The organism is Puia sp. P3 (assembly GCF_050632245.1).
GTDB lineage: Bacteria > Bacteroidota > Bacteroidia > Chitinophagales > Chitinophagaceae > Puia.
In genome coordinates, this window is sequence record NZ_CP192583.1 from 1,720,832 (window position 1) to 1,735,451 (window position 14,620).

Genomic DNA, 14,620 nt, shown 5'->3' on the forward strand with positions numbered 1-14,620 from the left:
TTATTTCAAGGCGACGAAGAGGTCGGTTTCCAGCAGGTTTTCGTCTTCCGACATATGTCCATAGATCTCGATGTAGGGCATGCCTGGTTCGTAGCCCATCTTTACTAATTCCTGCCGCATGCTTTGGCCGGCTCGTTTTATCAGGCTATAGGGGCCGATATGCTTGTAGCTGGCGTATTTTGTAAGGTTGATGATCTTCTGTTCGAGGCCAAGTGCCTGGGCGGGGGTGTCGATAAGCTCAACGCCGGAAAACACCCTATCGCCGGATTCAAATACCCAGACGTTGAGACCCTGGTTTTTTAGTCCGTTCGATTTGACGATCTTCCACATCCTGTCCATCAGCTGAAAGGCTGTTGGGACGTATTCTCCGTTGCGGGCAATGCCGGAAAAACCGTGGAGGCTAAGCGTGAAATTTCTATTGAAAATTTCGACTGTCATTGTTACAAAAATAGAAAAGTTGGTTGGTATATGGAGTTTTTCCACTATGTTTATGGCGATTGCAAGTTTTTATGCCAATGGAAAAACTGATTAGAACGAGCATATATTCGTATCAACTTGATTAAATCTAATAAAGTTGCTTAGCACTAAGGAATTAAAGGCTGGTGATGAATTTTACTTCAAACAAGTATTTGACCAATACCATCAAAAGCTGTATTTCTTCATTCTTTACAAAACGAAATCCGAATATATAGCGGAAGAAGTGGCACAGATGGCGTTTACCAAACTTTGGCAATGCCGGCAGACCCTTCACGAAGAATATACTGTTTCCACCCAACTATTCAGGATCGCGACAACGGTACTTATCGATTTTTTGCGAAAGTACAATAACAAGAATGCGGTGACGGCCCCTCTCGATGCGGTGGATATTGACGAAGGGGTTGACAGTACCAATGAAAAGATGCAGGGTGTTGAATTACAAAAGAAGATCTCGGAGGCCGTCAATGAACTGCCTCCGGTGCGTAAACAGGTGTTTGAAATGAGCCGCGAACAAGGCATGTCACATAGAGAAATTGCTGCGTCCCTGTCAGTTTCATCGAGAACGGTAGAGACGCATATTTACAAGGCGCTGAAGCAGATAAGAAAGCATATCAGCGTTGAAACCGACTAAATTGAGCATGATTTGGTAACTGAAGAGGTCATAATAAGATTTTTTGAAGGCAGGTGCAGCGCTCAGGAAGCTGCTATGGTGGAGCTGTGGTTCAGGGAAAACCCGGCTCAACTGAAAGAGTATATTGGAATGGAAGAATGGGAGGGCTTTCAGCCAGCCCACCCGCTGCCAACCGATGTATCGGGCAGACTGTGGCATAACATAAATAAAGATGCTGCATCGCCCGCGACTCATCGCTTGTGGTTCAGGTGGGCCGCAGTCGCGGCAGCGGTAATATTGGTTGTGGGTTTGTCGTGGCAATTCCTTTCGATCGGACAAAAGAAAAATGTAAATACCTCCTTAACGGCTGGAAAGACCAGGAATGTCGTCAACAATACGCCTCAAAAAATGGCGATTGAATTAAGCGATGGATCTACGGTGGACTTATCGCCAAATAGTTCGCTTTCTTATGCCGAAGGCTTTGGCTCCTCGAAAAGGGAAGTGATAGTAAATGGTGAGGCGGAGTTCAACATCACTAAAGACGCCGCCAGGCCTTTTTTGTTTATAGCCAGTCAGTTTCGATCGCTGTACTGGGCACCCGTTTCACGGTTGATTCATATGAAGCGAATAAGGCCGCCAAAGTAATTTTGCATGAGGGGAAGGTAATGGTAAAGCTCTCCGATTCTTCTTCCCATGGCGATAAAAATGAATTTTACCTTTGCCCCGGAGATGTTTTTGTATCCAGGAGAGTAAATAAGGCATCCCATATTCTGCATCTGGAAAAAGATAAAGATGGTTGCTATGTATTCAACAACTACCCATTGGATGTAGTATTTGACCAGTTGCAGATCATCTACAATACGAAGATCGTATATGACAAGGCGGAACTAGGTAACCGAACCTTTATTGGAAAAATAGATAAAAAGGATTCGTTTGACCATATACTTCAGAGCATCGCGCTGCTCAACAATTTCCGGCTGCACAAACAAGGGAATAATTACATTATAAGTAATTGATATGTATGCGGCCCGGCCTCAATCCATATTAAGTTAATATTAACGGTACGTGGACGACGGGGGTAATGCGTATAATATTGTATGATCACACCAATTGCCAAAATCAAACTGCTACCACTTCTTCTCTTAGTGGCGCTCTGCTGCCACGCCCAGTTGGCTGTCAACGCGCAGAGTTTCAATGAAATAAAAGGACAGGTAAATGACGAAAGGGGACAGCCTGTTACCTACGCTTCTGTTATTGCCAAAGGCCAGGGCAGCAGCGCGGCCGCTACGACACAAACGGATTCTCTGGGTATTTTCACGTTTCACAATTTGCCTGCGGGAGGTCCATACTCTTTTGTTGTTTCACATGTAGGTTATCAAACGCAAACGATCAGTGGATATGATATAAAGGCGGATGCCAATATATCCCTGCTCATCAAGTTAAGGGCGGTGGAAAATGGATTAAACGAAGTGGTGGTTACTGGACGTGCAGGTGCTTTAAATCGCACAAAGCTGCAGACGAGCTATTCGGTTACCAGTATCGGTTATAATGCGCTGAGCCTGCAAGGGCCTACCAGTGTCACCGAAACTTTAAAGTCGGTGCCTGGATTTTGGGTCGAGGCGACCGGAGGTGAGGCGAGCGGTAATGTCAGAGCCAGGGGTGTTCCGGTGGACGGTTATGGATCGATCCAGTTGCTGGAAGACGGGGTTCCTGTACAGCATGACCCGGCTCTAGGTTATCTGAATGCCGACCAGGCGTTTCGTTTTGATGAGACCATTCAGTCTATCGAAGTTGTTCGTGGTGGTCCTTCTTCTGTGTTTTACTCGAATGCTCCGGCGGGAGCGGTAAACTTTATCCCGCGTGCCGTTGGTGACAAAACGGAGGGCATCTTTAAGGTGACCGTGGGAGATGGCAGGCTTAACAGGGAGGATTTTTGGATAGGTGCTCCGGTTGGTGACGGTTGGAAACTGTCTGCCGGAGGATTTTACCGTACAGGGACTGGGGTTCGTAATCCCGGTTATACCGGTAATCATGGCGGGCAGATCAGGGCTTCTCTCGGCAAGAGCTGGGAGAAATCGTCCTTTAATATCGACTTTAAGCAGCTGAACGACGATGTGGTGTTTTATACCGATTATCCGATGACTTATGACAGCAAGGGGAAAATAGTAGCGGTACCGGGTTTTAACGGCAACTATGGGGCGATCGCCGGCGCCGAAACGCAAAGAATGAATATGGTCCAGGGGGACAGCAGTCTTTACCACTATGATAATACGGTCGGGACGGCTGTCAACAGAAGCAGGTGTCTGTCAAATTCCAGACTGAATTTGCCGAAGGATGGATCCTGAAGAATGCGTTTCGCTACAGCAGTACACAAACGCAGCGGAACGGTCTGTTTGCGCTGAATGTACTGACGGCGGATTCGTTTTACAGGGCCCAGGCGGGCCTTTTGTCGCAGGCTCCGGGCGCGTCGCAGCTGGGATTTCAATATGTAACCACCGGCACACCATATGCTGCTAATCAGAATGGCAACGGTCTTGTCATTCAGGGTGGGTTAAGGGGTATTACGATGCCAATGACGGAAGTTGCCAACGACCTTCACCTTTCGCATGTTTTTTATACGGGTTCTTCCAAACACGATTTTAACTTTGGCTACTATTATGCACATTTCAATCAAAATTTCAGCAGGTATTCTTCAAAGGCGTATCTGGACGTTCAAAATAATTCTAGGCTGCTGAATATTGTTGCCCTGGATGGAAGCGGCAAGGTAGTGAAGAACTTTTCCGATAATGGCGTATCCCAGTATGGATACGAGTGGGCGGATGCCAATGGAGAACAGACGACCAATGCGCTGTACGTCAGTGATGAATGGCAGCTGACGCCTAAGTTTCGCATCGATGGAGGCGTACGCTGGGAAAATACGCAGACGGATGGCGTTGTGGAACAATCGAAAGTCGTCAATCTGGGTACTTACGCGACTTCTCAGATAACAACCGGCAACGGCGTATGGCAGGGTTACAACCACCATTTCGACTACACTACCTGGACACTGGGGGCGGACTATCAGCTTTCTGACAATATGGGTCTTTTCGCCAGATATACGTCCGCAGCGCGTATTCCCGGATTTGCCACTTACTATACCAATGTCAATTCGACGGCTGTTACCCAAACGATGCAGCTGGGTGAACTCGGGTTCAAATACGCCCGCAGAGAATTCGCTTTTTATGGTACGGGATTTTATACGAGGTACAACAACGTCGGTTTTACCAACACGGTGAGTACCCTAAATGGCTTCACTCAGGTGAATGCATTCGCCAACACGAATACTTATGGTCTTGAACTGGAGGGCAGTGTGTTTCCGGTAAAATGGTTCGATGTTTCGGCAACGGCGACCTTGCAGCATGGAGAATACCAGGGTCTTGTAGCGGAGGCGGCCAGCGGCGGTACGCTTACTCAAAAATACAATTACAACGGGAATAAGCTGATCAGGGTACCGCAGGCTTCTTTAAGGGTCGTTCCGGGAATCAATCTTTTTAACAGCCGGATTCGCGTGCAGGCCCCGATAGAATACGAGGGAAAGCGTTATACGGATGTCGCCAACTCTCAGATACTTCCTGCCTATACGCTGGTTAGTCTGGATGCACAGATAAATGTCACTAAGGAGATCTCGGTTTTTGGGGTTGTCGATAATCTTACTAATTCCCTGGGACTTACGGAAGGCAATCCTCGTCAGGGCGAGATCCAGAGCGCGGCGGCGGGTCAGTATATATTCCTGGCGCGGCCGTTGTTCGGCAGAAGTTTTAAAGTGTCTTTGAGATATAAGTTCTAATTATGAAAAAGCCGGGCAGTATTTGGTTGTTGTTATTGTGTTTGTTTTTGCTGGATAGCGCCCGCGGTCAGGTGATCATCTTAAAAGGTAAAGTTGAAAGAAAAGACCTCCATACTTATATTGAGAGGTCTTTTTCTTTGCCCGATAGCGTTAAGCGGATCAGCGTAGTTTTCTCCTATAACGGAAAGGACCAGCGCACAACGATCGATATCGGGCTTATGGATCCTGTGCGTTTCCGGGGGTGGAGCGGCGGGGCCAGGAACTCCTTTACGATCAGCGCCGAAGATGCAACTCCGGGGTATTTGCCAGGAGCGCTTCCGGCCGGGAAATGGACGCTGTTGCTGGGCGTCCCGAATATTCGTGAAGGAGTGGTTTCGGAATATGAAGCGCGGATCACTATAGAGACCAGGCCCGTGATCACGGAATTTTCCTCCATGCCGATCCGTGCTGCGGAGGGATGGTACAGGGGAGATCTTCATATGCATACCGGAAACAGCGACGGCAAATGCGCCTCGCAGCTGGGAAATCAGGTCGGCTGTCCGGTATTCAGGATCGTGGAAACCGCGACTGCCGGGGGGCTTGATTTTATTTCGGTGACGGATCACAATACGGTGGTGCAGGCAGAAGCTCTGCGCGAGTTACAACCGGCATTCGATAAAATACTACTTGTACCGGGACGGGAGATCACCACATTTTACGGACATGCCAACGTTTTCGGCCCGGCGGATTTTATTGATTTCAGGATGGATGCTCCGACCCATGCGGCGGCAAAGGGCTGGATGAATGCCGTAAACAATAGCGGGGGCCTCCTGTCCATTAACCATCCGGGTCTCCCATCGGGGGAAGAATGTATGGGCTGCGGCTGGCAAATAGAGAATATTCCGGATGGGGTTGTGGCTGCAGTTGAAGTAGTGAATGGCAGCACTATGAAGTACAGTATCGAGGGGCCGGTCCAGGGCTGGGTTTTTTGGCATAAGATGTTGAACAGCGGGCAGCATGTAACCGCGATAGGAGGCAGTGATGACCATCGTTCCGAAGCTATTGGAAAGCCTACTACAGTAGTTTATATGAAGGAGTTGTCGGTGCAGGGGCTGATCGATGGTATCAGGAGCGGAAGAGTTTTTATAGATCTTGAAGGAAATAGGGATCGCTTTCTGGATTTGTCCGTCACCGGTAAAGAGGTGTATATGGGAGGGACGGTGAAGATTGGGCGCACGGATACTGTTGGTTTGACGCCGTATGTGAAGGGGCTTTCCGGGGGGAGAATAGAATTTATCATTGATGGGAGGCCGGATGCGGCGCTGACCAGAGAATTGCGGTCGGACGACGAGAAAATTCCGGTAAAATGGGTGCCGGGGGGTGGCAGGCATTCGGTGTATGTCAAGGCCCGGGATAAGGATGGGAAATTGGTTCTGGTTGGTAACCCTGTATATCTTGAATAGCTATTGCCCGGATTGTCCGGATAGCCTGTGGATCGCCGGATTTTTACCTATATTCGGGAAGCCTTTTAACCATGAAATTATATCCTGCTGCCTTTGTTGGCCTATTGATGATAGTTTCCCTGCAGACATACTGCCGGGACTACAGGCAGTTGCGTGCCGGTGGGGGAGTGATTCGCGTGCTGATCGTGGATGGCTTTAGCAATCATGACTGGAAACAGACTACCCTGATGGTTCGAAGTATCCTGGAGGAGACGGGGCGTTTTGAAGTGACGGTTTCCACGGCACCGAATACTGTGGACTCGCTATCCCGGACGTCCTGGGACCCGGCATTCGAGCGATATGACGTCGTCATCCAGAACACCAACAATATCCAGGACACAGCATTGCGCTGGCCGCGTAGGGTAGAGCAGCGGCTGGAGGCTTATGTCAGAGGAGGGGGCGGTCTGTACGTTCTTCATTCCGCCAACAATGCCTTTGCTTCCTGGCCGGAATACGATTCGATCATCGGATTGGGATGGCGGCCCAAAGATTTCGGATATGCGCTGCAGCTGGACGCTGCCGATCATATCACGCGGATACCGCCGGGACAGGGCGAAGGGACCAACCATGGAGCCAGATTTGACGCGGTGATCCATATCGTGACCAGGCACCCGATCAACCAGGGGTATCCCCAGCGGTGGCGAACGGCTTCGATGGAACTTTACCGTTATGCCCGCGGTCCGGCGGAAAATATTACGGTCTTGTCCGCGGCGACCGATAGCGTCACGGGAAAGATCTTTCCGGTTGACTGGGTGGTCCGATATGGAAAGGGCAGGGTGTATGCTTCCAGTATGGGGCATTTATGGAAGGGGGATGTCTACCCCGTGAGCTATAGGTCCATTGACTTTCAGACGACGCTGATCCGGGCAACGGAATGGCTGGCGAGGGGAGAAGTGAGTTATCCGGTGCCCGGGAATTTTCCGACGGCGGAGGGGACTAGTTTGCGGGTGGAGGCGCCCTGGAATGCCATGAGAAATACATCCCGACAGCTAAGGCTGATCCTTGTTCCTTTTGTAATTATCGCCATTTGCGTAGTCGGTGCTTATACGTTCTTAAATTGGGTCTTATTCATTAAGACGAGGGCGTTTTCGCTAAACGAAGAGGTTATCAATATTTGGATACCGCTTGCGCTTCCATGGATCCCTATACTGATATGGTTGTGGCCCCGAATAAAATTATTGAACCTGAAGAGGAAGAAAACCGATCTTCCCGGGTTGTATTTGGTGATTGCCGGCTTTGCGATTGTTGTACCAACCTGTATCGCCCAGTCGTATCTTCAAACGGCGTCCGGCGAACTCACCCGACTTACCACTATCGAACAAATAGGAAAATACGAAGAGACAAAATATTATACGTTGGGCAAATTTTATATCGACAAGGCTCATGTTGGCGTACAGACCTCCTTTGAGGTAACCGGCAAACACAGCGAAAATCTCAATATGAATTTGTACGTGGTCTTGCCGATCCTTTCCTCGGAGGAAGATACGTTGCAATATCGTTGCCTGGCATGGTATGGGATCAAGTATCATGAGCAAATCAGTAACAGACTCGACAAGGACGAGAAGGAAGCGCGTTATCAGACGTTTGCGAATACTAGCCAGGCGGACTTTGACAGGAAGGACGTCAATCAGTTTGTCTATCTTGACCGGATCGGAAATACGGACGACCATAAGGAGTATATTAGCGCGGTTAAAAATAACAAAACCTTCTCTACTGACGGGACTGCTATTTTGATTCCGGTAAATGAGCCATTCGAAGCACGCAATGGAAACAAGCTGGCCTGGATATTCGGCGCTCTGGCGATCGGAATGACCATTTGGTCAATTATGGTAGCTATTCCGAAATTTGATGATTCCGCACTGGAGAAATTCGAAAATGGGATTGAAGAAAGGTCGGATAGTGCAAGGGAACTTTGGTCGTTTTTTCTTCCCAGGGAAGGTTTTTTCATTACGCCGATCATAATCGATATCAATATTTTGGTCTTTATTATTATGGTATTTGCGGGGCTGGGTTTTGTATCGTTCAAGGGCGATGATTTACTGGCCTGGGGGCGAACTTCAGACCTGCTACGGGCAATGGACAGTGGTGGAGGCTGGTCACGAGTGTGTTTTTGCATGGGGGGATCATGCATTTGCTTGCGAATATGTATGGACTCTTATTTGTTGGGATCTTTCTGGAACCAAGACTGGGGAAAATCCGGTTTGCCATGGTCTACCTGATCACGGGGATCCTTGCGAGTATCGCGAGTCTGTGGTGGCACGCCGCGACGGTCAGCGTCGGCGCTTCGGGAGCGATCTTTGGGCTTTATGGCGCATTCCTTGCGTTACTTTTGATGAAGGTCTTCCCTAAGGATTTCAGTAAGGTTTTTCTTGGGAGCACGTTGATTTTTGTCGGTTTTAATCTTGTGATGGGATTTACGGGAAGTATAGATAATGCAGCGCATCTCGGTGGGTTGGTGAGCGGGTTTGTGATTGGGTTGATTTTGTCTCCGGGATCGAAATTTCGTACGGAAAGTCCTAAATTTCCTCTATGAAACGTTCGCAGCGCGGCTTCTTTTATGGTGACACGACGGACCTGATCCGGTTGGACGGCGTGACCCTGACGGACACGGTGTATGGCCAGGGTAGGGTAGACTGGCATTTTCACGAGGACGATTATTTTACCTTTCTTCTGGAGGGCGGAGTGTGTGAAGGAAACCGCAAAGAAGTTTACGAATGCGTGGCCGGGGACCTTCTCTTCCATAACTGGCAGGATCGTCACTACAATATCGGATCGAAGCGATACACCCGCGGATTTCACGTCGAGTTAACCGATCATTGGTATGAGCGGCTGGGTATCCCCGCCAATCTGACGGAGGGCAGTATGCAGCTCGCTGATCCGTTGATCAAGAGTCAGATGTATTCCATTTTTAGGGAGGCCAAGCTTTCGGGACAAGGGGCGCAGCTGGGCGTGGATGCTGCGCTGGCACAGCTGTTCGGCATCCTGGGAAAAATGCGCGAGGCGCGGGGTGGGGCGCGGAAACCGGACTGGGTGGGCAGGATCAGGGAAATGTTTAGGGACGGGTCGGAGGATTGGTCGCTGGTGAGACTGGCAAATGAGGTGAATGTCCACCCGGCGCACCTTTCAAGGGAATTTTCCCGATATTTTCATACCGGTCTCGGGGATTATCTGCGGCTGGTGAAGGTGAATCGCGCCATGCGCTTGCTGTGCGACCCGGAGCGGTTGCTGACGGAGATTGCGTTTGAGTGCGGGTTTGCGGATCAAAGCCATTTTATCCGGTCGTTCCGGAATTATTACGGGGTGACGCCATTGGAATACAGGCGGTTGATGGGAGTTGGCGGCCCGCGCGCCCATTTTGGCGGGGTGGGCGGTGACGGCTCTGGCCTGGACGTTAAGAATATTCTATTTTTCTTCCCGGTGCGGGTATAAATTTGGGTCCTAACCTGTTATACTATGCGTTTCCTTCTATTCCTCGTTTTCGTACAACTATGGACCGTCCGGCTTTTTGCTCAGGCTCAGCCGCCCAAGGGACAGATCATTTTTTCCGATCGCGCTATTCCTTCGAATCAGCTGCGACCCAGGGATTATTTGCAGCATTATACCCTCACCAACAATAGCGACCTTTTTCTTACCGCCAATATGGGGCGCTCCCTGCTGGATGACCTTCACCGCGTTGCGCCGGGCCTGCCGAACGACAGCCTGTTCAAACGTAATTCCGCGGGCTATCAGTTCTCTCTTTTGTCGACCACCGCCTGATCTATAGAAGTGATTGCTGGACACCTGTCGAGACCGTGAGGGACCGGGCGACCATTCTTAAGCAACCACTGCTAGACTATCCGCATGAAGGTGCGAGCTGGAGTCAGTGGTTCTGGCTCCGGTTCGCGCGTAATGGCGGCGATTCCGTGCTGACAGAAGGCTCGCATCTGCTGCGGCTCGAGATCCGTTCCTCGGGTCCGGGTTGGGAGAGACACCCTGCATGGAGCTGTTCTTGCTTCCGGAGACCTGCGATTGCACGTGCAACGGAAGGTGGTAGTCGATGTGTCGAAGGTTCGACTGAGCGCGATCATGCCGTACGATGGGTTCGGGTTGTCGACGGAAGGGTACGATAGCGCAAGGATCAAAGAAATGAAAGGGCTGATCGATGCCGGGATTTTCAAGCATATCAGTAGCGTCGTGGTGATCAGGAACGGGAAGATCCTGATCGAGGAATATTTCAACGGTGAGACGCGCGAGACCCTGCATGACCCGAGGTCGGTCGGAAAATCCTTCGCTTCAACGATGATGGGGATGGCCATCCGGGACGGCTATGTGAAGAGCGAAGATCAGCCACTATCAGACTATTATGCTGTCAAAGACTACGCAAATTATTCACCGGAAAAGGAGAAGGTGGCCATCCGGGACCTGCTGACGATGTGCTCCGCGTTTGACGGGGATGATGACGACGGTAACTCGCCGGGGAATGAAGATATTATGTACGACAAGGATAATTGGGTGAAATGGACGCTCGATCTGCCATTGAGCGCGACGCGGCCAAGGGATCGCTGGCATTATTTTACGGCCGGGGCGATGCTGACCGGTGATATTCTGAATAGCCATGTTCGCGGCGGCCTCGAGGCTTACGCCGATCTAAAATTATTCAGCCCGCTGGGGATACGCGACTATCAATGGCAGTATACTCCCCAGCATGTGGCGAATACAGCCGGCGGCATCCGGCTGAAGGCGCTGGATTTTGCGAAGTATGGTCAGCTCTACAAGAATGGCGGGGTATGGCAGGGCCAGCAGGTGCTCCCCGCGGAATGGGTGCGGAAGACCTTTACCAAATATCACCCATTACCCTACGGACCCGATCAGTTCTATGGGTATTTTTTCTGGAACAAGGCATACCGCGTCAGCGGGAAAGACTATGAGACCTGGTATTGCACGGGCAATGGGGGCAATAAGATCTTCGTCTTCGCCGACCAGCCGTTGGTCATTGTGGTGACCGCGACGGCTTACGGGATGCCTTACGCGCACCCGCAGGTGGATAGGATGATGGCGGAATATGTTTTACCGGCGGTTGTGGGGAAATGATTTTTGAAATTTATAATGGCACAAGTAAGGCGAATTTTGGCTTGTGCAGGGAGAAAGTCGGTGGCATCTTTCGAATCTATTCGTGGGTGTTTTGGGGATTTTGTTGTCTATTGACTAGTTTTGTTGAAAATTGACAATGAGCAAGTTGTTGTCAACAACTGAACCCTAACAGTAATGGGTAATTACTCTGGAACTCACTGCGCTGCCCAGTATCGACAGAAAGATTTGGGTCGCGGCGGTAGAGGAAGCTGACGCGCTGTTGGTGTGGGGCGGCGACGTTCTGTACCTTTCGTACTGGATGCGGCAGTCCGGACTCGCGGATCTTTTGCAGTCGCTACAGCTGGTCTATGTGGGCGTGAGCGCCGGTAGCATGGCCGTATCCTCCGTCTTCGCAGAAACCTATCGCAACCCGCCCTGTGGCAGCCATAGTGCGCTCACATCGGAAGATATTGTATTCGATACGCCTCAGGGAGAGATCAGGCGGATAATTGCTACGGCGCAGGGAGCTGGGTTGGTTGACTTTGCTTTGATCCCGCATTATAATAACGAGAATTTTCCGGATGCTTCTGAGGTTAATGCAGAAAAATGGGCTGCCAGGCTGACTTCTGATGTGTATGCGATAGATGACCAGAGTGCGATTAAAGTAGTGGATGGTGCAATCGGGATTGTGTCTGAGGGACGCTGGAGGTTGTTTGACCGTCGCACGTGAATATGATCCAAGGGCTCTTTCTCTTGCACCTGAATACTGACCATGTCATTAACGATAAACATTTCAAACAAAAGTAATATTTGCTGGAACCAACATTAAGTGGTACCTTCCGCAAATTATCGGCTCCTTATAGTCTGATCTGCTTGTTTGCCCTATCGTCAGTTCGCACGTATAAGTTCCCTCATTAAATTTTGTTTTATGCAGATCTATATTGGTAATTTGAGCGAAATGACGACGGCTCATCAGCTTGCCTGCTTGTTCCTGCCATTCGGCGCCGTGCAACTTTCTCATATCGAATGCGACGGGAAGACGGGACGTTCACTTCGCTATGGTTATATTGAAATGGATACACTGAATGCAAAAAGTGCGATCAGGAAATTGAATAATATTCTTTTTATGAACACTTATGTGGATGTTGCAGCAGTGTGACATTGAATATATGTTCTGCAATTGAGCCCGGCGTTTTGCCCTTATAATAAAAAATCTCATTATGACCGTTGATCAAATCGAGCGTAGTATTGGTGCCCAATCGGATAACTTCTCCAGGATCGTTCTGAAAGCAAGAACCGTGGAAGGTATATTTATAAAAGCGCCTGACTTTGCAGAGTTGAAGAAAAAGAATTTTTGGCGTATCGTAACCGTAAACAAGATGGAGGAATATGGCCAATCAAAAGATTTAAATCTATCGCGGATTTTTAATGGTCAGGAATTTGTCAAGATCGCTTCCAAATAAGATGTTCATGAATATCAGAATTTTCAATATCAGTTTGAATACCACCGACACCGAATTAAGAAAACTGTTCTTTCAATACGGCAGTGTCGACTATGCGATTGTGAATAGAAATTCCCTGAATGGCCGGTCGCTAAGGAGCGGAGAAATCTGCATGCCGGTATCGGCGCAGGCCAGGCAAGCGATAGTTTCCCTTGACAAGACAGTCTTTGATGGAAAGATCATTTCTGTGAGCGAACTTCCAGCGGAGTTGTATTAAGGCTCACGGCATTTTATTTCTCTCTTATCAAAACAATACTTATTTCATTGCCCTTGCCGGCAGAAGTATGCCCAGCCCTGTCTCCCCAGGGGTGTAAGTTTTATCTACAATAGTCGTCCGTCTGATCCAAATAAAAATGCCCCCGCCAAAGGCGAGGGCACATGAATCGGTGCTACGCTCAGTTCAGCAGGTTATCGAGAGGTATGGCGTCCAAATAGGGCCCCAAAAAGTCGATGTTGTCAAACACCCAATACTCTTCGATGGCCTTATTCTCAGGATTGCAATACGCTTCCACATAATAACTGCCGAGCTGAAACAAAAATACCATAGATTCGAAGCTGCTTCTCTTGGCGAGAAGGACACCTCTGTGAAGGACAGTCGATTTTTTCTCTTGCTCATTCAATAAAATAAACTCAGAAAGTCTCATAGTTAACATTTTAAAAAGTGAACATTTTAAACTATTTACTAAAAACCTTATGCTGAAAAGAAATCGTCGCCGCTAAGGAGTGGTGATGGATGTAATGTAGCCCTATTAAATGAATATCGCTGCTTTATTTTGAAGTTCGTATCTTCAAGCTTCTTTAATTCCGTTTTGACTTTCTCAATATAAAAACTTCAACCATCACAGTTCTGAACATCTTTTGGTATCGGCACGTCCTGCTGTCGGAGAATATGAGCGGCGGAACTGATGTTAATTTAAATTATGACAAAATACACAGGTATCGAACTCTTGAAGAGAAATCTCGAACAGGTCGACGCAAAATTTATTAGCTTTTTTGAAAAGGAACAACCGCGGTGGCCTTCGGAACAGCGCGACTATTTACGAAATCATTATAAAAACCTCGATCAATTGTCGCCCGCTGCTATTTCATGGGATAAGCTGAAGATGGAAAGGCTGCCGGATGATATTTTGCAGGAGGCCCGCGCGGCATTTGCGGCATTCGAGCGAGGCGAAGAGTATCAGGCGCCGGAATGACCCGGCACACAAGTATTATTTGCCGGTGTCGGCATTTATTGATATATTACAGTAGCCTTCGGTGTTTTATTGTCTGATCTGCCAGTTTCCCTATCGTCAGCTCGCACATATAAGCTCCTCCATAAAAATTTTATCTTATGCAGATCTATATTGGCAATTTAAGCGAAATGACGACGAGCTCATCAACTTGCCCGTTTGTTCCTGCCTTTCGGCGCCGTGCAGCTTTCACATATTGAGCGGGACGAGAAGACCGGACGGTCTCTTTGCCGTGGATTTGTTGAAATGGACATGCTGCACGCGAAAAGCGCGATCAGAAAATTGAATCATATTCTTTTCATGAACGCTTACGTTGAGGTATTGGCAGTTTGATATAAAACATCTTCCGGTATAGTGGAGATTTGTTGTTGTTGAGAGAGTTCCGGTTTTCCTGATTTTTGACTATCTTCAGAAATGATTGCTTGCTATTCATTCAAAATAGCTCC

Annotated in this window: 18 protein-coding genes and 1 pseudogene; 17 read left to right on the top strand and 2 right to left on the bottom strand. The window is 48.9% G+C overall.

Translation table 11 applies throughout. The features are described from left to right. Positions 1 to 438 carry a hypothetical protein gene (locus tag ACQ86N_RS10375; RefSeq protein ID WP_431215090.1) on the bottom strand — a complete coding sequence of 146 codons (438 nt, stop codon included), beginning with the start codon at positions 436 to 438 and terminating at the stop codon, positions 1 to 3. 136 nt (positions 439 to 574) lie between these two features. On the opposite strand from ACQ86N_RS10375, the gene ACQ86N_RS10380 reads away from it, so the two are divergent. The 15 genes from ACQ86N_RS10380 to ACQ86N_RS10450 all read left to right on the top strand — a co-directional run bounded on the left by ACQ86N_RS10380 (position 575) and on the right by ACQ86N_RS10450 (position 13,162). Then, positions 575 to 1,108: an RNA polymerase sigma-70 factor gene (locus tag ACQ86N_RS10380; RefSeq protein WP_431215091.1), complete on the top strand. Its 534-nt coding sequence runs from the start codon at positions 575 to 577 to the stop codon at positions 1,106 to 1,108. Between the two features lie 75 nt (positions 1,109 to 1,183). Beyond that, entirely contained in the window at positions 1,184 to 1,732 is a 549-nt protein-coding gene (locus ACQ86N_RS10385; protein WP_431215092.1) for a FecR domain-containing protein, read from the top strand. A 20-nt stretch (positions 1,733 to 1,752) separates the two neighbouring features. Then, a complete protein-coding gene (locus ACQ86N_RS10390) occupies positions 1,753 to 2,103 on the top strand; it encodes a DUF4974 domain-containing protein (protein ID WP_431215093.1) in 351 nt (116 codons plus the stop codon). 81 nt (positions 2,104 to 2,184) lie between these two features. Continuing rightward, entirely contained in the window at positions 2,185 to 3,432 is a 1,248-nt protein-coding gene (locus tag ACQ86N_RS10395; protein WP_431215094.1) for a TonB-dependent receptor, read from the top strand. Beyond that, positions 3,387 to 4,913, top strand: a complete 1,527-nt coding sequence (locus ACQ86N_RS10400; RefSeq protein ID WP_431215095.1) for a TonB-dependent receptor domain-containing protein — start codon at positions 3,387 to 3,389, stop codon at positions 4,911 to 4,913. Before ACQ86N_RS10395 ends, ACQ86N_RS10400 begins: the two co-directional genes overlap by 46 nt. 2 nt (positions 4,914 to 4,915) lie before the next feature. Continuing rightward, positions 4,916 to 6,355, top strand: coding sequence for a CehA/McbA family metallohydrolase (locus ACQ86N_RS10405; protein WP_431215096.1), 1,440 nt, complete (start codon positions 4,916 to 4,918; stop codon positions 6,353 to 6,355). A 71-nt stretch (positions 6,356 to 6,426) separates the two neighbouring features. After that, positions 6,427 to 8,613, top strand: coding sequence for a ThuA domain-containing protein (locus ACQ86N_RS10410; RefSeq protein ID WP_431215097.1), 2,187 nt, complete (start codon positions 6,427 to 6,429; stop codon positions 8,611 to 8,613). Continuing rightward, positions 8,520 to 8,927, top strand: coding sequence for a rhomboid family intramembrane serine protease (locus ACQ86N_RS10415; RefSeq protein WP_431215098.1), 408 nt, complete (start codon positions 8,520 to 8,522; stop codon positions 8,925 to 8,927). Before ACQ86N_RS10410 ends, ACQ86N_RS10415 begins: the two co-directional genes overlap by 94 nt. Continuing rightward, positions 8,924 to 9,823 (top strand): helix-turn-helix transcriptional regulator, encoded by a 900-nt coding sequence (locus ACQ86N_RS10420; protein WP_431215099.1) that lies wholly within the window; start codon positions 8,924 to 8,926, stop codon positions 9,821 to 9,823. Before ACQ86N_RS10415 ends, ACQ86N_RS10420 begins: the two co-directional genes overlap by 4 nt. Positions 9,824 to 9,847: 24 nt before the next feature. Continuing rightward, entirely contained in the window at positions 9,848 to 10,150 is a 303-nt protein-coding gene (locus tag ACQ86N_RS10425) for a hypothetical protein (protein WP_431215100.1), read from the top strand. 258 nt (positions 10,151 to 10,408) lie between these two features. Next, positions 10,409 to 11,464, top strand: a complete 1,056-nt coding sequence (locus ACQ86N_RS10430; protein ID WP_431217350.1) for a serine hydrolase domain-containing protein — start codon at positions 10,409 to 10,411, stop codon at positions 11,462 to 11,464. A gap of 223 nt (positions 11,465 to 11,687) precedes the next feature. Then, entirely contained in the window at positions 11,688 to 12,173 is a 486-nt protein-coding gene (locus tag ACQ86N_RS10435) for a Type 1 glutamine amidotransferase-like domain-containing protein (protein ID WP_431217351.1), read from the top strand. 198 nt (positions 12,174 to 12,371) lie between these two features. Then, the gene (locus tag ACQ86N_RS10440; RefSeq protein ID WP_431215101.1) at positions 12,372 to 12,602 is read left to right on the top strand and encodes a hypothetical protein; all 231 of its coding nucleotides are present in this window, start codon (positions 12,372 to 12,374) and stop codon (positions 12,600 to 12,602) included. 61 nt (positions 12,603 to 12,663) lie between these two features. Beyond that, positions 12,664 to 12,906: a short-chain dehydrogenase gene (locus ACQ86N_RS10445; protein ID WP_431215102.1), complete on the top strand. Its 243-nt coding sequence runs from the start codon at positions 12,664 to 12,666 to the stop codon at positions 12,904 to 12,906. 7 nt (positions 12,907 to 12,913) lie between these two features. Then, entirely contained in the window at positions 12,914 to 13,162 is a 249-nt protein-coding gene (locus tag ACQ86N_RS10450; RefSeq protein ID WP_431215103.1) for an RNA recognition motif domain-containing protein, read from the top strand. A gap of 178 nt (positions 13,163 to 13,340) precedes the next feature. Here the strand turns inward: ACQ86N_RS10450 and ACQ86N_RS10455 are convergent, their stop codons facing one another. Continuing rightward, positions 13,341 to 13,490, bottom strand: a complete 150-nt coding sequence (locus tag ACQ86N_RS10455; protein WP_431215104.1) for a hypothetical protein — start codon at positions 13,488 to 13,490, stop codon at positions 13,341 to 13,343. Between the two features lie 375 nt (positions 13,491 to 13,865). Between ACQ86N_RS10455 and ACQ86N_RS10460 the strand changes: the two genes are divergently transcribed. After that, on the top strand, positions 13,866 to 14,138 hold the full coding sequence (locus tag ACQ86N_RS10460) for a hypothetical protein (RefSeq protein ID WP_431215105.1): 273 nt from the start codon (positions 13,866 to 13,868) through the stop codon (positions 14,136 to 14,138). A 192-nt stretch (positions 14,139 to 14,330) separates the two neighbouring features. Further along, positions 14,331 to 14,507, top strand: a pseudogene (locus tag ACQ86N_RS10465) (hypothetical protein); the annotation flags it as partial. Positions 14,508 to 14,620: the final 113 nt, after the last annotated feature.

What these genes read in the sequence shown, in the direction of transcription:
- ACQ86N_RS10425 (WP_431215100.1), top strand. Translation starts at nt 9,848, where the DNA reads ATGCGTTTCCTTCTATTCCTCGTTTTCGTACAACTATGGACCGTCCGG.
- ACQ86N_RS10390 (WP_431215093.1), top strand. Translation starts at nt 1,753, where the DNA reads ATGGTAAAGCTCTCCGATTCTTCTTCCCATGGCGATAAAAATGAATTT.
- ACQ86N_RS10455 (WP_431215104.1), bottom strand. Translation starts at nt 13,490, where the DNA reads ATGGTATTTTTGTTTCAGCTCGGCAGTTATTATGTGGAAGCGTATTGC.
- ACQ86N_RS10440 (WP_431215101.1), top strand. Translation starts at nt 12,372, where the DNA reads ATGCAGATCTATATTGGTAATTTGAGCGAAATGACGACGGCTCATCAG.
- ACQ86N_RS10460 (WP_431215105.1), top strand. Translation starts at nt 13,866, where the DNA reads ATGACAAAATACACAGGTATCGAACTCTTGAAGAGAAATCTCGAACAG.
- ACQ86N_RS10395 (WP_431215094.1), top strand. Translation starts at nt 2,185, where the DNA reads ATGATCACACCAATTGCCAAAATCAAACTGCTACCACTTCTTCTCTTA.
- ACQ86N_RS10420 (WP_431215099.1), top strand. Translation starts at nt 8,924, where the DNA reads ATGAAACGTTCGCAGCGCGGCTTCTTTTATGGTGACACGACGGACCTG.
- ACQ86N_RS10375 (WP_431215090.1), bottom strand. Translation starts at nt 438, where the DNA reads ATGACAGTCGAAATTTTCAATAGAAATTTCACGCTTAGCCTCCACGGT.
- ACQ86N_RS10445 (WP_431215102.1), top strand. Translation starts at nt 12,664, where the DNA reads ATGACCGTTGATCAAATCGAGCGTAGTATTGGTGCCCAATCGGATAAC.
- ACQ86N_RS10405 (WP_431215096.1), top strand. Translation starts at nt 4,916, where the DNA reads ATGAAAAAGCCGGGCAGTATTTGGTTGTTGTTATTGTGTTTGTTTTTG.
- ACQ86N_RS10385 (WP_431215092.1), top strand. Translation starts at nt 1,184, where the DNA reads ATGGTGGAGCTGTGGTTCAGGGAAAACCCGGCTCAACTGAAAGAGTAT.
- ACQ86N_RS10450 (WP_431215103.1), top strand. Translation starts at nt 12,914, where the DNA reads ATGAATATCAGAATTTTCAATATCAGTTTGAATACCACCGACACCGAA.
- ACQ86N_RS10415 (WP_431215098.1), top strand. Translation starts at nt 8,520, where the DNA reads ATGCATTTGCTTGCGAATATGTATGGACTCTTATTTGTTGGGATCTTT.
- ACQ86N_RS10410 (WP_431215097.1), top strand. Translation starts at nt 6,427, where the DNA reads ATGAAATTATATCCTGCTGCCTTTGTTGGCCTATTGATGATAGTTTCC.